The organism is Saccharospirillum sp. MSK14-1, assembly GCF_003054965.1.
Taxonomy (GTDB): Bacteria; Pseudomonadota; Gammaproteobacteria; order Pseudomonadales; family Natronospirillaceae; genus Saccharospirillum.
The window spans coordinates 213,174-232,662 of record NZ_MIES01000033.1 but is presented as its reverse complement, the minus strand read 5'-3'; the positions used below and the strand labels follow the sequence as shown (position 1 = coordinate 232,662).

Annotated in this window: 15 protein-coding genes; 8 read left to right on the top strand and 7 right to left on the bottom strand. The window is 56.0% G+C overall.

Annotated features, from left to right (window positions below):
• Window positions 1-166 precede the first annotated feature (166 nt).
• Window positions 167-352: a hypothetical protein gene (locus BGP77_RS10010; RefSeq protein ID WP_108164602.1), complete on the top strand. Its 186-nt coding sequence runs from the start codon at window positions 167-169 to the stop codon at window positions 350-352.
• 62 nt (window positions 353-414) lie between these two features.
• Here BGP77_RS10010 and BGP77_RS10005 read toward each other — a convergent pair whose 3' ends face one another.
• Complete coding sequence (locus BGP77_RS10005; RefSeq protein WP_233252338.1) at window positions 415-1,758, bottom strand: MFS transporter; 1,344 nt, start codon at window positions 1,756-1,758, stop codon at window positions 415-417.
• 248 nt (window positions 1,759-2,006) lie between these two features.
• Here BGP77_RS10005 and BGP77_RS10000 point away from each other — a divergent pair, with 248 nt between their 5' ends.
• Both BGP77_RS10000 and BGP77_RS09995 read left to right on the top strand, forming a co-directional pair.
• Entirely contained in the window at window positions 2,007-2,555 is a 549-nt protein-coding gene (locus BGP77_RS10000) for a TRAP transporter small permease subunit (RefSeq protein WP_108164600.1), read from the top strand.
• On the top strand, window positions 2,555-3,946 hold the full coding sequence (locus BGP77_RS09995) for a TRAP transporter large permease subunit (RefSeq protein ID WP_108164599.1): 1,392 nt from the start codon (window positions 2,555-2,557) through the stop codon (window positions 3,944-3,946). The genes BGP77_RS10000 and BGP77_RS09995 overlap by 1 nt, the downstream gene beginning before the upstream one ends.
• Before the next feature lie 65 nt (window positions 3,947-4,011).
• On the opposite strand, the gene BGP77_RS09990 is transcribed toward BGP77_RS09995, so the two are convergent.
• Complete coding sequence (locus BGP77_RS09990) at window positions 4,012-5,109, bottom strand: TRAP transporter substrate-binding protein (RefSeq protein ID WP_108164598.1); 1,098 nt, start codon at window positions 5,107-5,109, stop codon at window positions 4,012-4,014.
• A 524-nt stretch (window positions 5,110-5,633) separates the two neighbouring features.
• On the opposite strand from BGP77_RS09990, the gene BGP77_RS09985 reads away from it, so the two are divergent.
• The 3 genes from BGP77_RS09985 to BGP77_RS09975 all read left to right on the top strand — a co-directional run bounded on the left by BGP77_RS09985 (window position 5,634) and on the right by BGP77_RS09975 (window position 10,263).
• Complete coding sequence (locus BGP77_RS09985; protein WP_199224304.1) at window positions 5,634-7,205, top strand: Re/Si-specific NAD(P)(+) transhydrogenase subunit alpha; 1,572 nt, start codon at window positions 5,634-5,636, stop codon at window positions 7,203-7,205.
• The gene (gene pntB / locus BGP77_RS09980; RefSeq protein ID WP_108164596.1) at window positions 7,202-8,584 is read left to right on the top strand and encodes a Re/Si-specific NAD(P)(+) transhydrogenase subunit beta; all 1,383 of its coding nucleotides are present in this window, start codon (window positions 7,202-7,204) and stop codon (window positions 8,582-8,584) included. The genes BGP77_RS09985 and pntB overlap by 4 nt, the downstream gene beginning before the upstream one ends.
• Before the next feature lie 110 nt (window positions 8,585-8,694).
• Window positions 8,695-10,263 carry a cation:proton antiporter family protein gene (locus tag BGP77_RS09975; RefSeq protein ID WP_108164595.1) on the top strand — a complete coding sequence of 523 codons (1,569 nt, stop codon included), beginning with the start codon at window positions 8,695-8,697 and terminating at the stop codon, window positions 10,261-10,263.
• Window positions 10,264-10,272: 9 nt separating this feature from the next.
• On the opposite strand, the gene BGP77_RS09970 is transcribed toward BGP77_RS09975, so the two are convergent.
• The 4 genes from BGP77_RS09970 to proV all read right to left on the bottom strand — a co-directional run bounded on the left by BGP77_RS09970 (window position 10,273) and on the right by proV (window position 13,999).
• Window positions 10,273-10,530 carry a hypothetical protein gene (locus BGP77_RS09970; protein ID WP_108164594.1) on the bottom strand — a complete coding sequence of 86 codons (258 nt, stop codon included), beginning with the start codon at window positions 10,528-10,530 and terminating at the stop codon, window positions 10,273-10,275.
• A gap of 148 nt (window positions 10,531-10,678) precedes the next feature.
• Window positions 10,679-11,668, bottom strand: a complete 990-nt coding sequence (gene proX / locus BGP77_RS09965) for a glycine betaine/L-proline ABC transporter substrate-binding protein ProX (protein ID WP_108164593.1) — start codon at window positions 11,666-11,668, stop codon at window positions 10,679-10,681.
• 70 nt (window positions 11,669-11,738) lie between these two features.
• A complete protein-coding gene (proW, locus tag BGP77_RS09960) occupies window positions 11,739-12,806 on the bottom strand; it encodes a glycine betaine/L-proline ABC transporter permease ProW (protein WP_108164592.1) in 1,068 nt (355 codons plus the stop codon).
• On the bottom strand, window positions 12,803-13,999 hold the full coding sequence (gene proV, locus BGP77_RS09955) for a glycine betaine/L-proline ABC transporter ATP-binding protein ProV (protein WP_108164591.1): 1,197 nt from the start codon (window positions 13,997-13,999) through the stop codon (window positions 12,803-12,805). Before proV ends, proW begins: the two co-directional genes overlap by 4 nt.
• 349 nt (window positions 14,000-14,348) lie before the next feature.
• Here proV and BGP77_RS09950 point away from each other — a divergent pair, with 349 nt between their 5' ends.
• Window positions 14,349-15,488 carry a beta-ketoacyl-ACP synthase III gene (locus tag BGP77_RS09950; protein WP_108164590.1) on the top strand — a complete coding sequence of 380 codons (1,140 nt, stop codon included), beginning with the start codon at window positions 14,349-14,351 and terminating at the stop codon, window positions 15,486-15,488.
• 45 nt (window positions 15,489-15,533) lie between these two features.
• Here the strand turns inward: BGP77_RS09950 and trxA are convergent, their stop codons facing one another.
• Window positions 15,534-16,400 carry a thioredoxin gene (gene trxA, locus BGP77_RS09945; RefSeq protein WP_108164589.1) on the bottom strand — a complete coding sequence of 289 codons (867 nt, stop codon included), beginning with the start codon at window positions 16,398-16,400 and terminating at the stop codon, window positions 15,534-15,536.
• A gap of 159 nt (window positions 16,401-16,559) precedes the next feature.
• Here trxA and BGP77_RS09940 point away from each other — a divergent pair, with 159 nt between their 5' ends.
• Complete coding sequence (locus BGP77_RS09940) at window positions 16,560-19,478, top strand: insulinase family protein (protein ID WP_108164588.1); 2,919 nt, start codon at window positions 16,560-16,562, stop codon at window positions 19,476-19,478.
• Window positions 19,479-19,489: the final 11 nt, after the last annotated feature.

The following is a 19,489-nucleotide window of genomic DNA, read 5'->3' as shown; positions in this document are numbered from 1 at the left end:
CAACGGCTTAGCGCCGATATCCTGGTCACTGGACCGGTCATAGCGCGAACAGGCGCACTGAACTAATCTTCGTTTCAGTTCGTAATGGCAAGGTGCCACGAATTGACGTCGACTCGTTCTTTTCGACCGGGTTAGCGCCAGTCCGACGGGTTTAATGAGGGAAAATATGGATCAGAAGTTGCAAGAGCTTGAACAAGCCATCGTCGATGCCGAAGACGCCAAACGTCAGTTTGTACAGGAAAACCCCAACGGCAGCGGTGACAAAACCGAACGGATGCGTCTCTACAACAAGGTCGAACTCGCGCGCAAATCCCTGCGTGACTACAAACGGATGAATCCTCACCTGTTGTAATACCAGCCCAGCCGGGCATTCTCGCCCGGCACGACCTTCAGTTATCCCACTTCTATTCAACTTTATTCAACTTCGGGTAAGCGCAACACCTGAATCACCGCCAAAATCGCCACAGCCCCCAGAACCCCCAGAACCGTTGCCGGCCCCCACAGATCACCCAAGACGCCAACAGAGCCCGCCAGCAGCATTAAACCGCCGATCAGGGTATTGCTGACGGCAACGTAGGCCGCGCGATTATCGGCATTGGCCAGGTCGACCAGATAGGCCTTGCGACCCAAGCGCACGCCACCATGACAGACCATCACCAAAAAGTAGAGTGACGCCACCAGCAGCGGTGAAACGGCCTCAGGTCCAAAGAACTGCGTGCTCAGCCACACCGCCAAACCTGCCGCCGCCGAACCACTTGCCGCCAAGGCCATCACCCAGCGACTGGAGCGGTCACTCAATCGTCCCCAAAGCGGTCCACTGCAGCTGGCGGCCAAGCCGCTGAGCATCAGCAATACACCCAGCCCCAACCAGCTGCCGCCCTGTTGCTGCACTAAAACCACATAGTAAGGCGGCGCCAACGCCAGACTGAGCAGCAGAGCCCGCGCCCAGACAAAGCGTCGAAATGATAGATCACTGCGCAACAACGTCAGTTGTGAAAGCGCAACGGAAAAGGCATTACCACCGCCCTCGGTCGAACCGGCTTGTTCGCGAATCCACGCAAACCCGAGCAAGCCAGCGCCCCAACACATCGCCGCGATCGCTAAAAAAACGCCGAGTAAAGCGGCGTTCTGCTTCAACTCCGGCCAGGCCATCAAGCCAAGGCCGAGCCCGAACACCAACACGCCCGACACACCGGAGCTGTATCCCATTAAGGTGCCACGGCGGGTTTTAGAAACGGTTTTTCCCAAGACGTCCTTGGCAGCCACCGAACACAAGCCGCGGGCCACGCTGTAGACCACCAACAGCACCAGCAGACACACACCCGCTGCAACCCCCTCCAGCATGAGCGCTACCACCGCCATGGCCACTAAGGCACCGGCAGAGAGCACAGCACCGAGCATCCAAACGCCTTTGCGCTTTGGACGACTGCGGACCAAAGCGGCCACCAGCAACTGCGGCATCAACACCCCAGCTTCACGAATGGGCACCAGGAAACCAACCAACGCCATGGGCGCGCCCAATGCCGCAAACAGCCAGGGCAGAATCAGCCGGGCACTGCTCAATTCATCGGCAATTTTACTGAAGGTGTTACCGGCCAGATAACCGAAGAAGTTGCGCGGTTGATGACGACAGGCGGAATCAGGGATGTCTTTGCAAACGCGAGCATCTTCCTCTCCGGTGATCTTGTCGTACATCCAACCTATGGCATCCTCATCCATACGACTGCTCGAACTGTGTTCACTGACGCTTTGCGACACGCCTGAGTCCCCTTCTTTCAATCAATGGTGAATGGCTGATTGGCCTGAGCTATCCAAAGGTGTCTTCGAATGCAATCGGCTCAGCCGTAAAAAAGCACTTTATCGCTGTATTGTGTAGCTTACAGGCTGGTCTCAATCGCCCGTCATAAAGTAGACTACCGCGCGTTGGCCCGGTCCCAACAACGATAACGAATGACGCTTGGGGCCAACCCCTCTGGTTCGCCCGAATGGATATTGAAGGATCCCCGATGAAATACCTAGCCTCGATGGTCAGGTCGCTGTGCCATCTTAATCGCTTGCTGGGGCAAGTGTTCTCCTGGTTTACGCTGGCTATCGTGCTGGTCTGCTTCACCGTCGTCGTACTGCGCTATGCCTTTTCCATCGGCTTCGTCTGGATGCAGGATCTCTATGTCTGGCTCAATGGCGCCATGTTTATGGGCATTGCCGGCTACACCTTGCTGCGCGAAGGTCATGTGCGCGTCGATGTGTTTTACCGCACTGCGCCGAAACGACGCCGCGCCTGGGTCGATATCGGCGGTGCGCTGATTTTTATCGCGCCATTCATCTACACCATCCTTCACTACGCCACGCCTTACGTATTGCGCTCCTGGAGTTTCTGGGAAGGCTCATCCAACTACGGCGGCATGCCCGGCCTGTTCGTGATGAAGAGTTTTATTCTGGTCTTTGCGCTGGTGATAGCGCTGCAAGGCCTGGCCATGCTCGGCCGCAGCATTCTGGTTCTGAACCAACGCGAAGACCTGGTTCCTGAAGATTATCGTTACGAGGAGCACGCCTGATGGACGCTTCACTCATCGGCGAAATCCTCGCCCTGATCATGTTTTTCACCATCATCGGTGTCCTGATGTTTGGCTTTCCGGTGGCGTTTTCGCTGGCGGGTACCTCGTTAATTTTTGCCGCCATTGCACACGCCTTTGGTGCTTTAGATTTATCGAACCTGTCGAGTCTGGCACCGAGATACATGGGCATCATGCTCAACGAAGTGCTGGTGGCTGTGCCGTTATTTATCTTTATGGGCATGATGCTCGAACGCTCCGGCATCGCTCAGGGTCTGCTGATTACCATGGGCCGCTTGTTCGGCAATCTGCGTGGCGGACTGGGAATTTCAGTCATTGTGGTTGGCGCCTTACTCGCGGCTTCCACCGGCATCATCGGTGCCACCGTGGTCACCATGGGCTTACTGTCGCTGCCGGCCATGATGAAGGCGGGTTACAACACCCCGCTGGCAACGGGCGTGATCACGGCCTCAGGAACGCTGGGGCAGATCATTCCACCGTCAACCGTGCTGATATTTATGGGCGATATGCTGGCGGGCATCAACGCTCAAGTGCAGATGTCGCTGGGTAACTTTGCGCCCAAACCGGTATCGGTCGGTGACCTGTTTGCGGGTGCCTTTGTACCGGGCTTGCTGCTGGTGGCTGTCTTTATCGGCTATATGATTTTCAAGGCCATCACCGATCCGGAATCCTGCCCGGCGCTGGAAACCAGTGAAGAAGATCGCGCGCGCCTGGGCCGTGATGTCATCACCACCTTGGTGCCACCCCTGTTGCTGATCATTGCGGTGCTGGGTTCCATTCTTGGTGGTATTGCCACCGCGACCGAATCCGCCTCCGTGGGTGCCGTTGGCGCTATGATACTGGCGGCTTTCCATCGCAAGCTGACTTATCGCAATCTGCGCGAAGTGATGTACGCCACCGCCAATACCACGGCAATGATTTTTATCATCCTGATCGGCGCCACCGTTTTCTCACTGGTGTTCCGCATGATGGGTGGTGACGATCTGGTACACGATTTCCTTAACGCCCTGCCCGGCGGTAAATACGGCGCCATCATCTTTGTGATGCTGCTGATGTTCCTGCTCGGTTTTATTCTCGACACCTTCGAAATCATTTTTATGGTGCTGCCGATTACTGCGCCCATTCTGCTGATGATGGGTGTCGACCCGGTCTGGCTCGGTGTCATTGTTGCGGTCAATCTGCAAACCAGCTTCCTGACACCGCCGTTCGGTTTTGCGCTGTTCTATCTGCGCGGTGTGGCTCCGAAGACGGTCAAAACCACCGACATCTATCGCGGTGCCGTGCCGTTCGTGCTGATGCAGTTAGCGGTCATCGCCACACTGGTTCTGTTCCCCGGCATCGTCACCTGGCTGCCGAATCTGCTCTACAGTTAAGTGATGGCAGACACAAAAAAACCGGCTCAAGGGCCGGTTTTTTTATTGCCGTTTTCCAGTACTGCTTAGGGCTGGAAGAACTGCTCGCGTGCTTGCAAGAAACGACCGTCGACTTGCTCGGTACGGGTCCGCAAGATGGCCAACGATTCAAAATAGCTGTCAGCCGTTTTCTTGGTCAGTGCATCGTTGCTGTCACGCAGCTCACCGAGGATATCCTTCGCGGCCTCAGCACCGGCACGCAGGATGTCTTCCGGGAAGTAACGCACTTGCACACCGTGCTGGTTAACCAGGGTTTGCAGCGCAATCGGATCGTTAGCGTAGAAATCGGACGCCACCTGATCGTATTCCGCCTGGCAGGCATACTCGACGATCTTCTGCAGATCGGCAGGCAGCTCAGCAAACTTGGATTTGTTAACCACCGCTTCGGTGGCCAAACCTGGTTCAACGAACGACGGCATGTAGTAGTTTTTGGCAACCTGATAGAAGCCCAGCGCCAGGTCATTGTAGGGACCGACGAATTCAGCAGCATCCAAAGCACCGGATTGCAGCGCCTGATAGATTTCACCACCGGCCATGTTGACGACGGTCGCGCCCAGACGCTCCCAGACCTGACCACCCAGGCCCGGCGTACGGAAACGCACACCATCGATGTCATCCAGGCTGTTCAGTTCGTTGCGGAACCAACCACCGGCCTGCGTACCGGTATCGCCTGACATGAAACCTTTCACGCCAAACTGGTCATACACTTCGTCCCAGATTTCCTGGCCACCCATGTAACGAATCCAGGCAGACAGTTCACGCGAGGTCATGCCGTAAGGCACACCGGTAAAGAAAGAAGTTGCGCGGCTCTTGTTCTGCCAGTAATACGCAGCACCGTGGCTCATTTCTGCAGAGCCTTCGATAACGGCATCGAACGCACCCAGGGCCGGAACCAGTTCGCCCGCGGCATACACTTCGACCGTCAGACGACCACCGGACATTTCGGTGATGCGATCGGCCAGACGCTGAGCGCCCACACCCAAACCGGGGAAATTGCGCGGCCAGGTCGTAACCATGCGCCAGGTGATGCGTTCTTCAGCGATAGCCGGTGCTGACAGGCTGGTTGCAGCGGCTACACCACCGGCACCCATCAGACCCTTTTTGATGACGTCACGTCTTTTCATGTTTGACTCTCCTGCTAGGGACAGAGACTGATTCAGCCCGGCGCAATGGCCGAGGTCAGTTTCTTGGCGTTTTTAGTTTTCGTTGTATCCAATGTGCATAGTTGCCAGACGACAAGCGCCGACCAACCGATGTTGCTCAAGGTTTACTTGAACAGCCGGGGTCTGCCGGAATCCAACTGATGGAAACATCCCGTTTGAAACTGAGCTGAAGCCGTTGTCTTCACTCTTGTTATCTGGCTTCCAGGGGCTTGTGACTCGCTCGCAAAGAATAACCCCGACTTGGCGATTTCTCAAACCAGACGGGCGTTTCAGCGCAGTTTAGACTTTAGTGGAATGGCCAAAGTGGGCAACTTTATGAATGAGCTTTGTTGAACTGACCCGGCGCAACCGTCACTATAAGCGATGCTTACTGAGAGAAAGCTGGCACATATCAATAAAAATCAGCCGGCCAACGATAAAAATAACCACAACAACATCGACTACCGACCGTCAACTGATGACAATAAACGGGAGTAAGCATGCCTCTGACTATCGCTGTGCCGCGCGATCGTCTACCCGGAGAAACCCGGATAGCCGTGACGCCGGACACCACCCGAAAACTGATTGAACTGGGCTTTACTGTACGCATCGAATCCGATGCAGGTGCGGCCGCGCAATTTTCCGATGAGCGTTACGCTGAAGCCGGTGCCGACATCACCGACGACGTTGCTGCGCTCTATGATCAGGCCGATGTTTTGGTCAAGATCAACGGACCACAACCTCAGCACCCAGCGCTCAATGGCAGTGAATTGGACGCACTGGGCAACAACAAAACCTGGATTTCCTTTCTCGCGCCAGCGCAAAACGAAACCACACTGAACACCTTTGCTGATCGCGGCGCCAATGCCGTGTCACTGGATGCCATTCCGCGTATTTCCCGCGCTCAGAAAATGGATGTGCTCAGCTCGATGGCCAACATCGCCGGCTACCGTGCGGTGATCGAAGCGGCCAACCAGTTTGGTCGCTTCTTTACTGGCCAGATCACCGCCGCCGGTAAAATCCCCCCGGCTAAAGTGCTGATCATTGGCGCTGGCGTGGCCGGTCTGGCCGCCATCGGCGCGGCTAAAAGTCTGGGCGCTGTGGTGCGCGCTTTCGATACGCGCAAAGAAGTGAAAGAACAAGTCGAATCCATGGGCGGCCAGTTTCTCACGGTCGAGTTGGAAGAAGACGGTTCCGGCAGCGGCGGCTATGCCAAAGAGATGTCGCAAGCCTTTATCGACGCTGAAATGGCGCTCTTTATGGAGCAGGCCAAAGAGGTCGATATCATCATCACCACAGCGCTGATTCCCGGCAAACCGGCGCCCAAGCTGATCACCGAAGAGATGGTCAAAGCCATGGCACCGGGCAGCGTGGTGGTCGATCTGGCCGCACCGAACGGTGGCAACTGCGAATGCACCCTAACCGATGAGATCGTCGAACAGCACGACGTTAAGATCATTGGTTTCACCAACTTAGCGGCGCGGGCAGCCACCCAGGCGAGCCAGTTATTGTCCAATAACGTGCTGCGTTTATTTGAGCATCTGTGCCCGAATAAAGACGGTGAGCTGACCTTCGATTTAGAAGATGACATCACCCGTGGTTGCACCGTCGTGCATCAGGGCAAGGTGATTTGGCCCGCACCACCGCCACAAATTTCGGCCGTTCCCAAAGCCGAACCCAAAACCACAGAGCCCACACCGGAAACAACAACGGCCACCAAACGCGCGCAGCCGATCGCCCTTTACTGGTTAATCGCGGGTGCTTTGTTATTGGGGCTGGGTGCCGTCGCACCGGCCGATTTTATCGGTCACTTTACGGTCTTTGTGCTGGCGGTTTTTGTCGGCTGGCAAGTCATCTGGAACGTCAGCCATTCGCTGCATACGCCACTGATGAGTGTCACCAATGCGATCTCCTCGATCATCATTATCGGCTCACTGTTGCAGGTATCCGGTAGTGGCTCGACCCTCGTCACCGTGCTCGCCGCCATCGGCATTCTGGTGACCTCCATCAACATCGCCGGTGGCTTTTATGTCACTCGTCGCATGCTGAATATGTTTCGCCGGGAGGGTCAGGAATGAACGCTGTCTTATCCATGGCCTATTTGTTGGCCGGTGTGTTTTTCATTCTCTCGCTCAGTGGTTTGAGCTCTCAGGAAACCGCCCGACGCGGCAATGTCTATGGCATGACCGGTATGCTGATCGCCATTGTCGCCACCGTCGCTTCGGCCGCGGTTGAGGCCTATGCGTTGCTGGCAACAGCGATGGTGATTGGCGCAGTGATCGGTTTGTGGCTGGCGCATCGCGTTGAAATGACGTCCATGCCACAGCTGGTTGCGCTGCTGCATTCCTTTGTGGGGTTAGCCGCGGTGATGATCGGCTGGGGCGGTTATCTCGACCCGCGCAATCACCTGGACGGTACCGAGCGCATCATTCACAACATCGAGCTCTATCTGGGCATCTTTATCGGGGCAGTAACGCTCACCGGTTCGTGGGTCGCCTTCGGCAAATTGCAGGGCATTATTTCCAGCAAGCCGCTCACATTGCCGCTGCGCAACGGTCTGAATGCCTTGGCGATTCTGGCATCGCTGGTCATGTTAGTGATCTTTGCACCCGATGGGCACGGCCCCGGCGATCTGAACCTGCTGATCGCTATGACGGTTATTGCCCTGCTGCTCGGTGCTCACTTGGTGGCTGCCATCGGTGGCGCCGATATGCCGGTGGTCATTTCCATGCTCAACTCCTACTCGGGTTGGGCAGCAGCAGCGACCGGTTTCATGCTCGGCAACGATTTGCTGATCATCACCGGCGCCTTGGTCGGTTCGTCCGGTGCCATTCTCAGTTACATCATGTGCAAAGCGATGAACCGCGCGTTTCTCAGCGTCATTCTGGGCGGCTTTGGCAATGCCACCGCGAGCGACGATGACACTGAGTACGGCGAAGCCAGCAGCGCCAATCATGACGACGTGGCCGACTGGTTAAAGAACGCCGAATCGGTGGTGATTGCACCGGGCTTTGGTATGGCCGTCGCTCACGCCCAACAGGCGGTCGCTGACTTAACCGATAAGTTGCGCAAGCAAGGCAAGACCGTGCGCTTTGCCATTCATCCGGTCGCTGGTCGTCTGCCCGGCCACATGAATGTGCTCTTGGCCGAAGCCAATGTGCCGTATGACATCGTGCTGGAGATGGACGAGATCAACGATGATTTCCCCGACACCGATGTGGTATTAGTCATCGGCGCCAACGACATCGTCAATCCCGATGCCAAGGAAAAACCCGGTTCTCCCATTGCTGGCATGCCGGTGCTGGAAGTCTGGAAAGCCAAGCAAGTCGTCATCCTTAAGCGCTCCATGGCGACCGGCTATGCAGGCGTAACCAACCCGCTGTTTTATCGCGACAACAGCGCCATGCTGTTCGGCGATGCCAAAGACAGCGTGCAACAACTGGTCAATAAAGTCTGATTGCAGACGTTCACCAAAACCGCCTCCGGGCGGTTTTTTTGGCCACTGATTCGGGTGAGGCACACTGAACGCTGTGCTAAGCTAAATCGGAACCCGAACGACTTTCCGCTATGGATTTTCTGCTGCTTTGTGTTGCCTTTGTTTTTGGTCTGGCGGTTAAGTCGCTGGGCTTGCCGCCGCTGGTCGGGTATTTACTGGCCGGATTCGGGCTGCATTTTTTAGGCGTCACCCCCGGCGAAGGGTTGGAAACCCTGGCTGACCTGGGCATCACTCTGATGCTGTTCACCATCGGCCTTAAACTGAAAATCAGTGACCTGCTGCGCCGTGAAGTCTGGGCGGGAACGCTCAGTGAACTGGGCTTGTGGTGTGTTCTGTGTGTCGGTGTTCTGCTGACTCTGGCGAGCGTTGCACTGCCGTATTTCGCCGGACTGTCATTCAATACCGCTGCTTTATTGGCCTTTGCCTTTGGGTTCAGCAGCACCGTTTGTATCGTCAAATTACTCGAAGAAAGCGGTGAGATGCGTACTCGCCACGGGCGTCTTGCCATTGGCGTGCTGGTCATGCAGGACGTTGTTGCCGTGCTGTTCCTGGTTTTTGCCACCGGCAAAATGCCGTCTTACTGGGCGATCGCCCTGCTCGCTCTGCCGTTTATTCGACCGTTACTCAACCGCCTGCTCGACTCGGCTGGCCATGGCGAATTATTGCCACTGACCGGTTTTTTTCTCGCCCTGGGCGGCTACGAATTATTCGCCTTAGTCGGTGTTAAAGGCGACCTCGGTGCGTTAATTGCCGGTATGTTACTGAGCCACAGCAGCAAAGCGACTGAGCTGTCAAAAGCCTTATTAGGCTTCAAAGATTTGTTCTTAATCGGTTTCTTTTTATCGATTGGCTTTACCGCCCTGCCGACGCTTGGCATGGTGGGTATCGCGCTGGGTTTAACGCTGTTATTGCCGCTGAAATTTTTGTTGTTTTACGGCTTGTTGCTGGCCATGCGATTGCGTGGTCGTACTGCTTGGTTGGGCGCCTTGGCGCTGGCTAACTACAGCGAGTTCGGCTTAATTGTTGCCGACCTGGCCGTCGATCTGGATTGGCTGCCCGCGCAATGGCTGGTCATTCTGGCACTGACTGTCACCTTCTCATTTATCGTCACCAGCTTGTTATATCCGCGGGCGCACGCGCTCTATTCGCACAACAAAACCCGACTCACCCGTTTTGAACGCAGCCAACGTTTGCCCGAGGATGTACTGACTCAACCGAAGGATGCACAAATCCTGGTGGTCGGACTGGGCCGAGTGGGCACAGGCGCCTATCGCGCGCTGCATCAGTTAATGGGTAAAAACGTCTGGGGGATGGATGCCGATCCATCACGCATTCAACGCATGACGGACGAAGGCATGAAAGCCTTTGTCGGCGATGGCGAAGACGCCGATCTGTGGGAACATCTCGACTTATCGTCGGTGAAACTGATTCTGCTGGCCTTACCGTCCATCGACGACAGCCGTAATGTGACCAACCAATTGAAACGCGCCAATTTTAACGGCCAATTAGCCGCTATCGCCCGTTATGAAGATGAGCGGTTGCTGTTGATGGATGCGGGCATCGACAAAGTCTTCAACTTCTATACCGAAGCCGGTACCGGTTTTGCCGAAGAAAGCCTGGCCATGATCGGCCAGCGCTGACGACGGCCTTTAGTGCGACGGTGTTTCCACCAGGTCCATGCCGGTTAATTGAGCACCCACCAAGGTGTTTTCCACCTCTTGACGCGCTTTTTCCAGCTCAACGGTGACGTTATCGCCCTCGGGGCTGAAATGGGCCGTAAACGATTCGATGTTTCCGCTAACCGGTTCCAGCGTCAGTGGCAGCGACGCCAACTTCGCCTGAAGCGCCTCTGCGCTTAAGGTTTCACCCTCGGGCAATGCAAAGGTTAATGAGAAATAAAATTGCATCGGCAACGCATCCACTAATCACCAAAGCGCGCAGCATAACCGCTTGATCTGAAAACCGCGAACCCTGGCCACTATCCATAAAAAAGCCGCACACCTGAGCATGCGGCTGGTGGATATCGATTGAAATCAATCGATCAGTTGTTGAGCTTTACTGCGCGGCAGCGCGAGCTTGCTCCAGCCAGCTATCGAAGGTGGCCTGGTTGGCTGAAATCCAGTTCAGCGCGTGCTGACGGATTTCACGCTGTGAGTCTTCGCCATCGGCAATCAGACCGTTTTCAGCGCTCACCGCATTGATCGGCAATTTAGCAATTTCGAACAGTTTTGCCGCCGCGGGGTTCTCGTCGGCCCATTCCTGGTTGGCGACAATGCGCTCGCTGTTCACTTCAAAGCCATAGTTGGTGCCATCGGACAGTGCGGTGTCAGAGCCGTTCGGGTTGGCGGAGTACGGGACTTCCAGCCAGACCACGTCTTCACCCGGCACCAACACACCCGACACCCAATACGGCGTCCAGGTGTAGTAGAAAATGGACTCACCATCGTTGTAGCGGGTGATGGTATCGGCGATCAGTGCCGCGTACTGGCCCTGGTTGTGATCGATGGTGTCGCGCAACTCGAACTCATCCAGTTGATGCTCAATCACACCTTCACAACCCCAGCCAGCATTACAGCCGGTCAGATCGGCCGTGCCGTCGCCATCGGTGTCGAACAGGGACGCAATTTCCGGGTCGGCGAAATCAGCCAGGTTATCGATGCCGTATTCTTCCGCGGTCGCTTTATCAATCAGGTAACCCTGAGCGGCACCGGTGATGTAGTTGCCTTCACGGTAGAAGACATCATCGCCGCCCGCATTCTCATACATGCCGTTGTGCAGCGGGTACCAGTTCACCGCCATAAAGGTGGCATCGCCATTGGCAATGGCGGTATAGCCGGCGCTGTAATCCAGCTCCTGAATGTCTTCAACGTTGTAGCCCAGTTCGCGCAGCGCTTCGTTGATCACAACAGTCTGGAAGGTTTCCTCGGCAATGGTGCTTTGCACCGGTTGCACGGTAACCCCTTCGCCAGGCATGGATTCAGCATGAGCCGTCAGGCCCAGCGTGAGTGACAAGGCGGAAACGCCCAGGACTTTCTTAGCGTACATAATCCTCTCCTAATCGGTTCGGATGTTTCAGTGAAACAGTGATGTCTCTAAAAAATGACGTGGCGACTGTTCAGTCACCGCGCCGCGGTAAAATCAATTTGCGCACCAGACCGACCGGGCCGGTCTGATACCAGTGACGCGTGCCACGAGCCCGGGCATCACGCCCCAACGCCTGCGTCATGCGATCGAGGATGATGGCCAACAGCACAATGCCAATACCACCCACCGTGGCCAGGCCAATGTCGAGGCGGCCAATACCACGCAACACCATCAGACCGAGACCGCCCACGGCAATCATCGATGCAATCACCACCATCGACAGACTCAGCATCAATGTCTGGTTTACGCCCGCCATGATGGTTGGCATCGCCAGTGGCAGCTGCACTTTGTAGAGCAACTGCGGCTTACTGGCGCCAAAGGAATTCGCCGCTTCAATCAAATCTTCCGGTACCTGACGAATGCCCAGATTGGTCAGGCGAATCACCGGTGCCACCGCGAAAATAATAGTCACAATCACACCGGGCACATTGCCAATGCCGAACAGCATGACAATAGGCACCAGATAGACGAAGGCGGGTGTGGTCTGCATGGTATCGAGCACGGGCCGGACCGCGCGCGCGACCTTGTCACTGCGCGACATCCAGATACCCGTGGGAATGCCAATGGCCATGCAAAAGAACACAGCGGTGAGCACCAGCGCTAAGGTAGTCATGGCTTCGGACCAGGCCCCGATGGCACCGACCAAGGTCAGACTGACAATGGAACCGAACGCCAGTTTACGCCCGGAGGCCTGCCACGCCAGCAATGCCACCAGCGCGATCATGATGAAGGGTGGCACCCCATTCAGTACCGCATCAAAAAACGACAGAATGGTATCCACCGGCTGTTTGAGCACGGAAAACACCGGGCGGAAATTCGAGACAATCCAGTCGATGGCAGTTTCTACCCAATCCTGCAACGGAAACCATTCACTCTGAAACGGACGCCAAAAATCCCAACTGACTTCATCCAGCTGACCAGCGGAAGAAAGACTGCTGGCGGTGTCTGCATCGGAGGGGGTGCCCCACGGATTCGCGGCCGCTTCGTTGCTGGTTTCTTGTTCCGGTTGGCTGGTCGCCCAAGGGTTACTCGCGGTCATGCTTCATTCTCCCGATCCAGAGTTTCCAGCAAGGTGGCCCGGCTGACCGATCCCAGATATTGCTGTTGCTCATCGACAACCGGCACGGCGCACGGCGACTGAGCCACGATGGTCAAAATATCACTGATGGACGTGGCCGCTTCGACCACGGGAACCTCAGCCACAAACGCCGCTTCGAGGGTGCTGTCCTGTTCTACCTGAGTTTTCAGCGAGTCGATGGATACGGTGCCGAGGTAGCGATTTTGTTTATCCACGACGTAACCAAAATCACGATCGTTATCCTGCAAGCGTTTCAGACTGGCGCGCAGACCACTGCTGCTTTCTTTTTTGATCAGCGTGGTTTGGCTTTTGCGAGCGATGTCTTTGGCGGAAAACACATTGCCAACGTTCACACCCCGGAAGAAAGATGACACATAGTCGTTGGCGGGGTTGTGCAAGATTTCATCCGGAGTGCCGACCTGAACCACTTCACCGCCTTGCATAATGGCAATGCGGTCACCAATGCGCATGGCTTCGTCCAGATCGTGAGAAATAAACACCACGGTCCGTTGATGCTCGCTCTGCAGTTTGAGCAATTCATCCTGCATTTCGGTACGAATCAGCGGGTCCAGTGCGGAGAAAGCCTCGTCCATCAACATGATGTCGGGGTTTGACGCCAGCGCCCGGGCCAACCCAACGCGCTGCTGCATACCGCCGGACAATTCATCCGGATAGCTGTCCGCATTGGCCTCTAAACCGACTTGCGCCAGTGCATCACGCGCGGCTTGATGTCGAGCCGCCTGATCAACACCGGCCAACTCTAAGCCAAAGGCCGTGTTATCCAGCACACTCAGGTGCGGCATCAAAGCAAAGGATTGAAACACCATACTGATTTTGCTGCGCCGAACCTCGCGCAACTTGGCTTCGCTCATCGCGGCGACGTCTTCGCCGTCAATCAGCACCTGGCCTCGAGTGGGTTCGATCAGACGGTTAAGCAGGCGTACCAGCGTCGATTTGCCGGAACCAGACAACCCCATCACCACGAAAATCTCACCTTCGTGCACTTCCAGATTGGCGTCTTGAACACCGACGGTCAGGCCCGTCTGTTCGAAAATGTCCGTCTTATTTAAACCCTGGTTGAGCCGTTCGAAGGCCGGCTCAGCATCGCCTCCGAACACCTTATAGAGATGCCGTACTTCCAATTTGATCGACATTTTACCCCTTCAGCGAAAGCGGCTTTGAACGGGTTTCGCTCACGACTTGCATGCTGAATCAGCCGCGAGTGAAACACGCTCATTAACCGTTCAATCGCCCCAATTAATTAGTTGTCTAAATTTTAGTCCTTAAAGATTATTACTCAATTGTTAGCAAATTATCAAGCTGTAGCCGCCTAAAACCGCCAGTAACGGCCGAACGAAAAACTTAGATCACTATTTATTTTTTAAGTCAACCGTCGCAGCGGAACGCTCATTTCCAATGCCTGACCCTGGCTATGGTGCGTGCTACACTGCCGCCCTTATTGACCCGCTCGAACTCTCATCAAAAGAACAAGGAATCATCGCCATGCCGACATACCGCCCGACCGAAGAAGTCGTTATCAGTGGCGCTGGTCTGTGGACTCCCGAACATGTGCTGACCAACGAAGAACTGGTCGACGTGCTCAACCGCTACGCCGATGACTACAACCAGACGCATCAGGCCGAAATTGAAGCTGGCGAGCTGTCTGCCGTGGCGACCTCCTCCGCTGAATTCATCGAAAAAGCCAGTGGCATCCGCCAGCGTTATGTTTTTGAAAAAGACGGCATTCTGGAAGCCGATCGGATGCGTCCACGCTTGGCTGAACGCAGTGATGATGAGCTCAGCCATCAGGCCGAAATGGCCATTAATGCGGCACGCAAAGCGCTGGCGGCAGCCAAACGAGAGGGCTCACAGATTGACGCGGTGATCGTCAGCTGTGCTTACACCGCTCGCGCTTATCCGGCCATCGCTATCGAGGTTCAAAACGCCTTAGGTATCGACGGGTTCGGCTTTGACATGTTGGTGGCCTGTTCAGCGGCCACCTTCGCGCTGCATCGCGCGAATGAAATGGTCCGTGCCGGCAGCGCGGGAGCCGTTCTGGTGATCAACCCGGAACTGACCTCACCCCAGGTGAATTATCGCGATCGCGACAGCCATTTTATTTTCGGCGATGTCGCCACCGCCATGGTGGTCGAACGCGGCGATCAAGCCGAAGGCGACCACGTTTACGATATTCTTGGCACCCAAGCCAAGACCGTTTTCTCGAACAACATTCGCTCCAACTTCGGTTATATCTCGCACGCTTATGAGAGCGATCCGTTCGGTCCAGACAAGCTGTTTCATCAGGAAGGCCGCAAGGTTTTCAAAGAGGTCTGCCCAATGGCCGCCGACCATCTGGAACAGCAAGTGGATCAGGTCGGCATTGCGGTAACCGACGTTAAACGTTGGTGGCTGCACCAGGCCAACATCAATATGAACCAGTTGATCACCAAGCGCTTGCTCGGCGAAGTCGCCAGCAACGACGTCGCGCCGATCGTATTGGACCGTTACGCCAACACCGCTTCCGCCGGTTCCATCATCGCCTTTAATTTGCACCATGAAGATTTGCAGTCTGGCGATGTCGGTGTGATTTGTTCGTTTGGCGCCGGCTATTCGATTGGCAGTTTGGTTTTGAAAAAGCGCTGAACAAAGACACGCACTAAAAAAGGCACCCTCGGGTGCCTTTTTTGGTTAATAGAGCAGCGTGAATAATTTGCGCTGGTAGCGAGCAGCCAGCGGGTCGCCTTTGGGCAGGCCGTTCAGTATATCGAGGAACGTTTTACGGGCGCCGCCATCGCGGAAGTTGCGGTCTTTGGTGAGCACGCCGATCAGGGTTTCCAGTGCTTCTTCGCTGCGGCCAGCCTGGCTGTACTGCACCGACAGTTCGTACGCCACTTCCAGATCGTCCGGGTTCGACTCCAGACGTTGCTGCAGCTCCTGAATTTCCGGCGTTTCTGCCGCTTCAGCCAAAAGCTTCAGGCGCGAGCGCAGCTCTTTATAGTGCGGCTCGGTCTGCTGCTGCATGGTCATGGCGTCGAGAATGGTTTCGGCTTCGCTGCCGCGCTTCAGATCGATATAAACGCTGGCCAGCATAAAAGCAATTTCGGTGTCTTCGCCGCTCAACCGATACGCTTCCTGCACCAACGGCAACGCCTGGGCCGGATTACCCGCCGCCTGAAATTCCGCAGCCTGTTGCAGTAACTCATCCCAGGGCTTGGGCAAATACTTTTCCAGGCGCTGACGAATCGCCGATTCCGGCTCAGCGCCCATAAAGGCATCCACGGGCTGACCGTTCTGGATAAACGCCACCGTCGGCAGGCTGCGTACACCGAACTGCGCCACGATGTTGGGTTGCTCGTCCGCATTGACCTTCGCCAACAACAGTTGATTGGGGTATTCACCGGCCAGCTTTTCCAGGATTGGCATCAGGGCTTTGCAGGGCGCGCACCAGTCGGCCCAGAAATCCATAACCACCAGCCTTTGTTGGGACTCTTCCACCATTACCTGCTGAAAGTTCTGCTCCGTGACGGTAATGACGTTGCTCGCTTGTTGGCTCATGACTGCCTCAATGCTGATTCAATTGCCCTCTTTATAGGGGCGATGCGACTTTATAACAACGCCAGAACCACGCCGGTCACACGCGCAGACACCTTGTCATGACAGGGCCGGGGTAGACCGTTACAATCGGCGCCTTGTCAGCCCAGCCAGGAGCACAGTATGAAGCGAGGCGTTCGATTGGCCATAGCGGTCGTTTTGGTGGCCGTTGTAGCCGGCGTCGGCCTTTGGTACAGCCAGGTGATCGCCCAGCAGAACCCGTCCAATATCGCGGTCAGCGATTTTGAGACCCGTCATTTTCAAAGCTATGAACTCAGTAACGGCTTAAAGGTGTTGCTGGTGTCTGACACCGACAGCGAACAAGCCGCTGCCGCTTTGAACGTGAGCGTCGGTTCCTGGAGCAATCCGCCCGAGGTCCCTGGTCTGGCACACTTGCTGGAACACGTGCTCTTTCTGGGCACGGAAAAATACCCGGAAGTTGACAGCTACCATCGCTTTATCGAGCAAGGTGGTGGCCGTAACAATGCCTATACGGCTTCCGAGAACACGCTCTATTACTTCGACATCGATGCCGAACAGCTGCAGCCCGCACTGGATCGTTTCGCGCAGTTCTTCATCGCGCCGTTGTTTGATGCCGACTACGTTGAGCGCGAGATCCAAGCCGTGAATTCCGAGTTTACGGCCAGCCTGCAAAACGACAGCCGTCGTCTTCAGGATGCGCTCAGCGAACTCTATTTGCGGGATCATCCCGCCTCACGTCTGGCCATTGGCAACGAAGACACCCTGGATATCGCGGACTTGCGCGACCAGCTGATGCGCTTCTATCGCCAGCACTATGTTGCCGAGCGCATGACCTTAACGGTCTACGGCCCGCAAGACGTCACCACGCTAAAAGCCTGGGTGGATGAACGCTTCGCCGGTGTTCGTTCGGTCGATTCCGAAGCACCGGTTTTCGATCAGCCCTTTTTCGAAGACGCCGACCTGCCATTTTTGGTCGAAGTGCAGCCGCGCCGTGAAAGTCGCTTGTTGCAGTTGCGGTTTCCCGTGCCGGGCAACCTGGACGAACTGGACACCAAGCCGGGCGAATTCATCGCCTATTTGCTGGGCCAGGAAACCAGCGGCAGCCTGTTGTCGCAACTTAAATCACGAGGCTGGGCTGAAGCGCTCAGCGCTCACAGTGGTGATACCACCGCCAGCACGCATCAGTTCAGCCTGAGCATCCAGCTTACTCAATCCGGCCTGGAGAACTGGCAGGATGTGGCTGGCTTGGCGTTTGAATATTTGCAGTTGATCGCGGACCAAGGTCTGGAAGAGTGGCGCTACGATGAACTGGCGGATATTAACGAGGTCAATTTCGAGTTTGCCGAGAAAGTCAATCCGGCCGCCACCGTTCAGCGACTGGCCGAACGGTTATCGGTGTACCCTCCCGATGAAGTGCTGCGTGGCCCCTATCGGTTTACCGATTTCGACGACGACACCATCCACAACTGGCTCGACTATCTGTCACCGGACAACGCTCTGGTCGTGCTGATGCACCCCGAAGCCGGCGACAACGTCCGCAGTCGCTGGTATGACACGCCTTACAGCCTGACACCACTGTCCGGCAACACCCTGGCGCAATGGCGCAACCCCGGGACCAGTGGCGCGCTGTCATTGCCGGACGCCAATCCGTTTATTCCGGACGATCTGGATGTATTGCCGCTGGCCGCGCCCAGCAGCACCCTCTACAGCAACCAACCACAAATTGTCAGCACCGCTCCGGGCTACGAGCTTTGGTTCGAGCAGGATGACCAGTTCCGCACACCGAAACTGGACATGTCCATGCTGATCGAAACACCGGAAACCCGAGCCAGCGCGCGTGACCGAGTCATGACGCGGCTTTATCTGGACCTGGTTGACGACGCTCTGAGCGAATTCCGGTATGCCGCTGGCCTGGCTGGTTCCGGCTATGGGTTATCGACCAACAGTCGCGGCATGCACTTGCGCCTGTATGGCTACAGTGAACCGCTGCCCACCTTGTTCGATACCATTTTGGTGGAGCTGGCCGAGCACAGCATCGATCCGGACCGTTTTGCACGACTCAAAGAGGATCTGGCGCGACGCCTGCGCAATGCCGACGAAGACCCGGTCGTGAACCAGATGTACCGTCGCCTTAGCCAGTTTTTAATTCAGGATTCTCAGACGCCGGATGAACTGCTGGCAGCACTGGAAGAGGTCACACCGGCGGACCTGAATGAATTGCGCGACCGTTGGCTAAGCAATCACCGCCTGACCTTGTTAATCCACGGTAACCTAACCCAGGACGCCGCCATCAACCTGGCCGACCGAGCGCGACTGATGCTGCCACCGACCGCCGAGGCGCCCGAGGTTAGATCGCAAATCGCGGCGCTGGCGAGTCGTCGCTACCGCCATGAAATGTCGATCGACCATAATGACTCAGCGTTACTCGGTTACTACCAGGGCAACAACAGCAGCTTGCGTGAACGCGCACTCTACGCGCTCACCGGCCAAGTGCTCAACACGCCCTACTTCACCGAATTGCGCACTCAGGAACAGCTCGGTTACGTGGTCTTTGCCCGCGCGCACTCAGTCCATGACTGGCCTGGGTTAGTGGTCTATATCCAATCACCGACAACCGACCCAGCCTTACTGCAACTCTACTCTGATCGTTTTATGACGCGTTTTTCACAGCGATTGCGCAGTATGAGCGAAGCGGAATTCCGAAGTTTCAAACAAGGCCTGGAAACCAGTCTGACGGCACCGGCGGATAACTTGTACGATCTTAGCCAGCGCTACTGGAACGCCATCATCGACGGCAATCCCAACTTCAATACCGGCCAACGCCTGGCCGGCGAAGTAGACACCATCAGCCTGGATGGCTTTGTCCGTTTCTTTGAATCGCAGTTTATTGCAGAAGGCAGTCGCCGCCTGGTATTGCATCAGGTCGGTGATGGCATGGCTCGCGATTACAACGAGCATGGACAGGGCTTGGTCGGTTTCTATCCGGCTGATGAACCGGCGGATGTGCAAGATGACGCCAACTGGGTCACGCCAACCTTCAACAACTTGCCGCCGCGTTAAGCGTCGGCAAG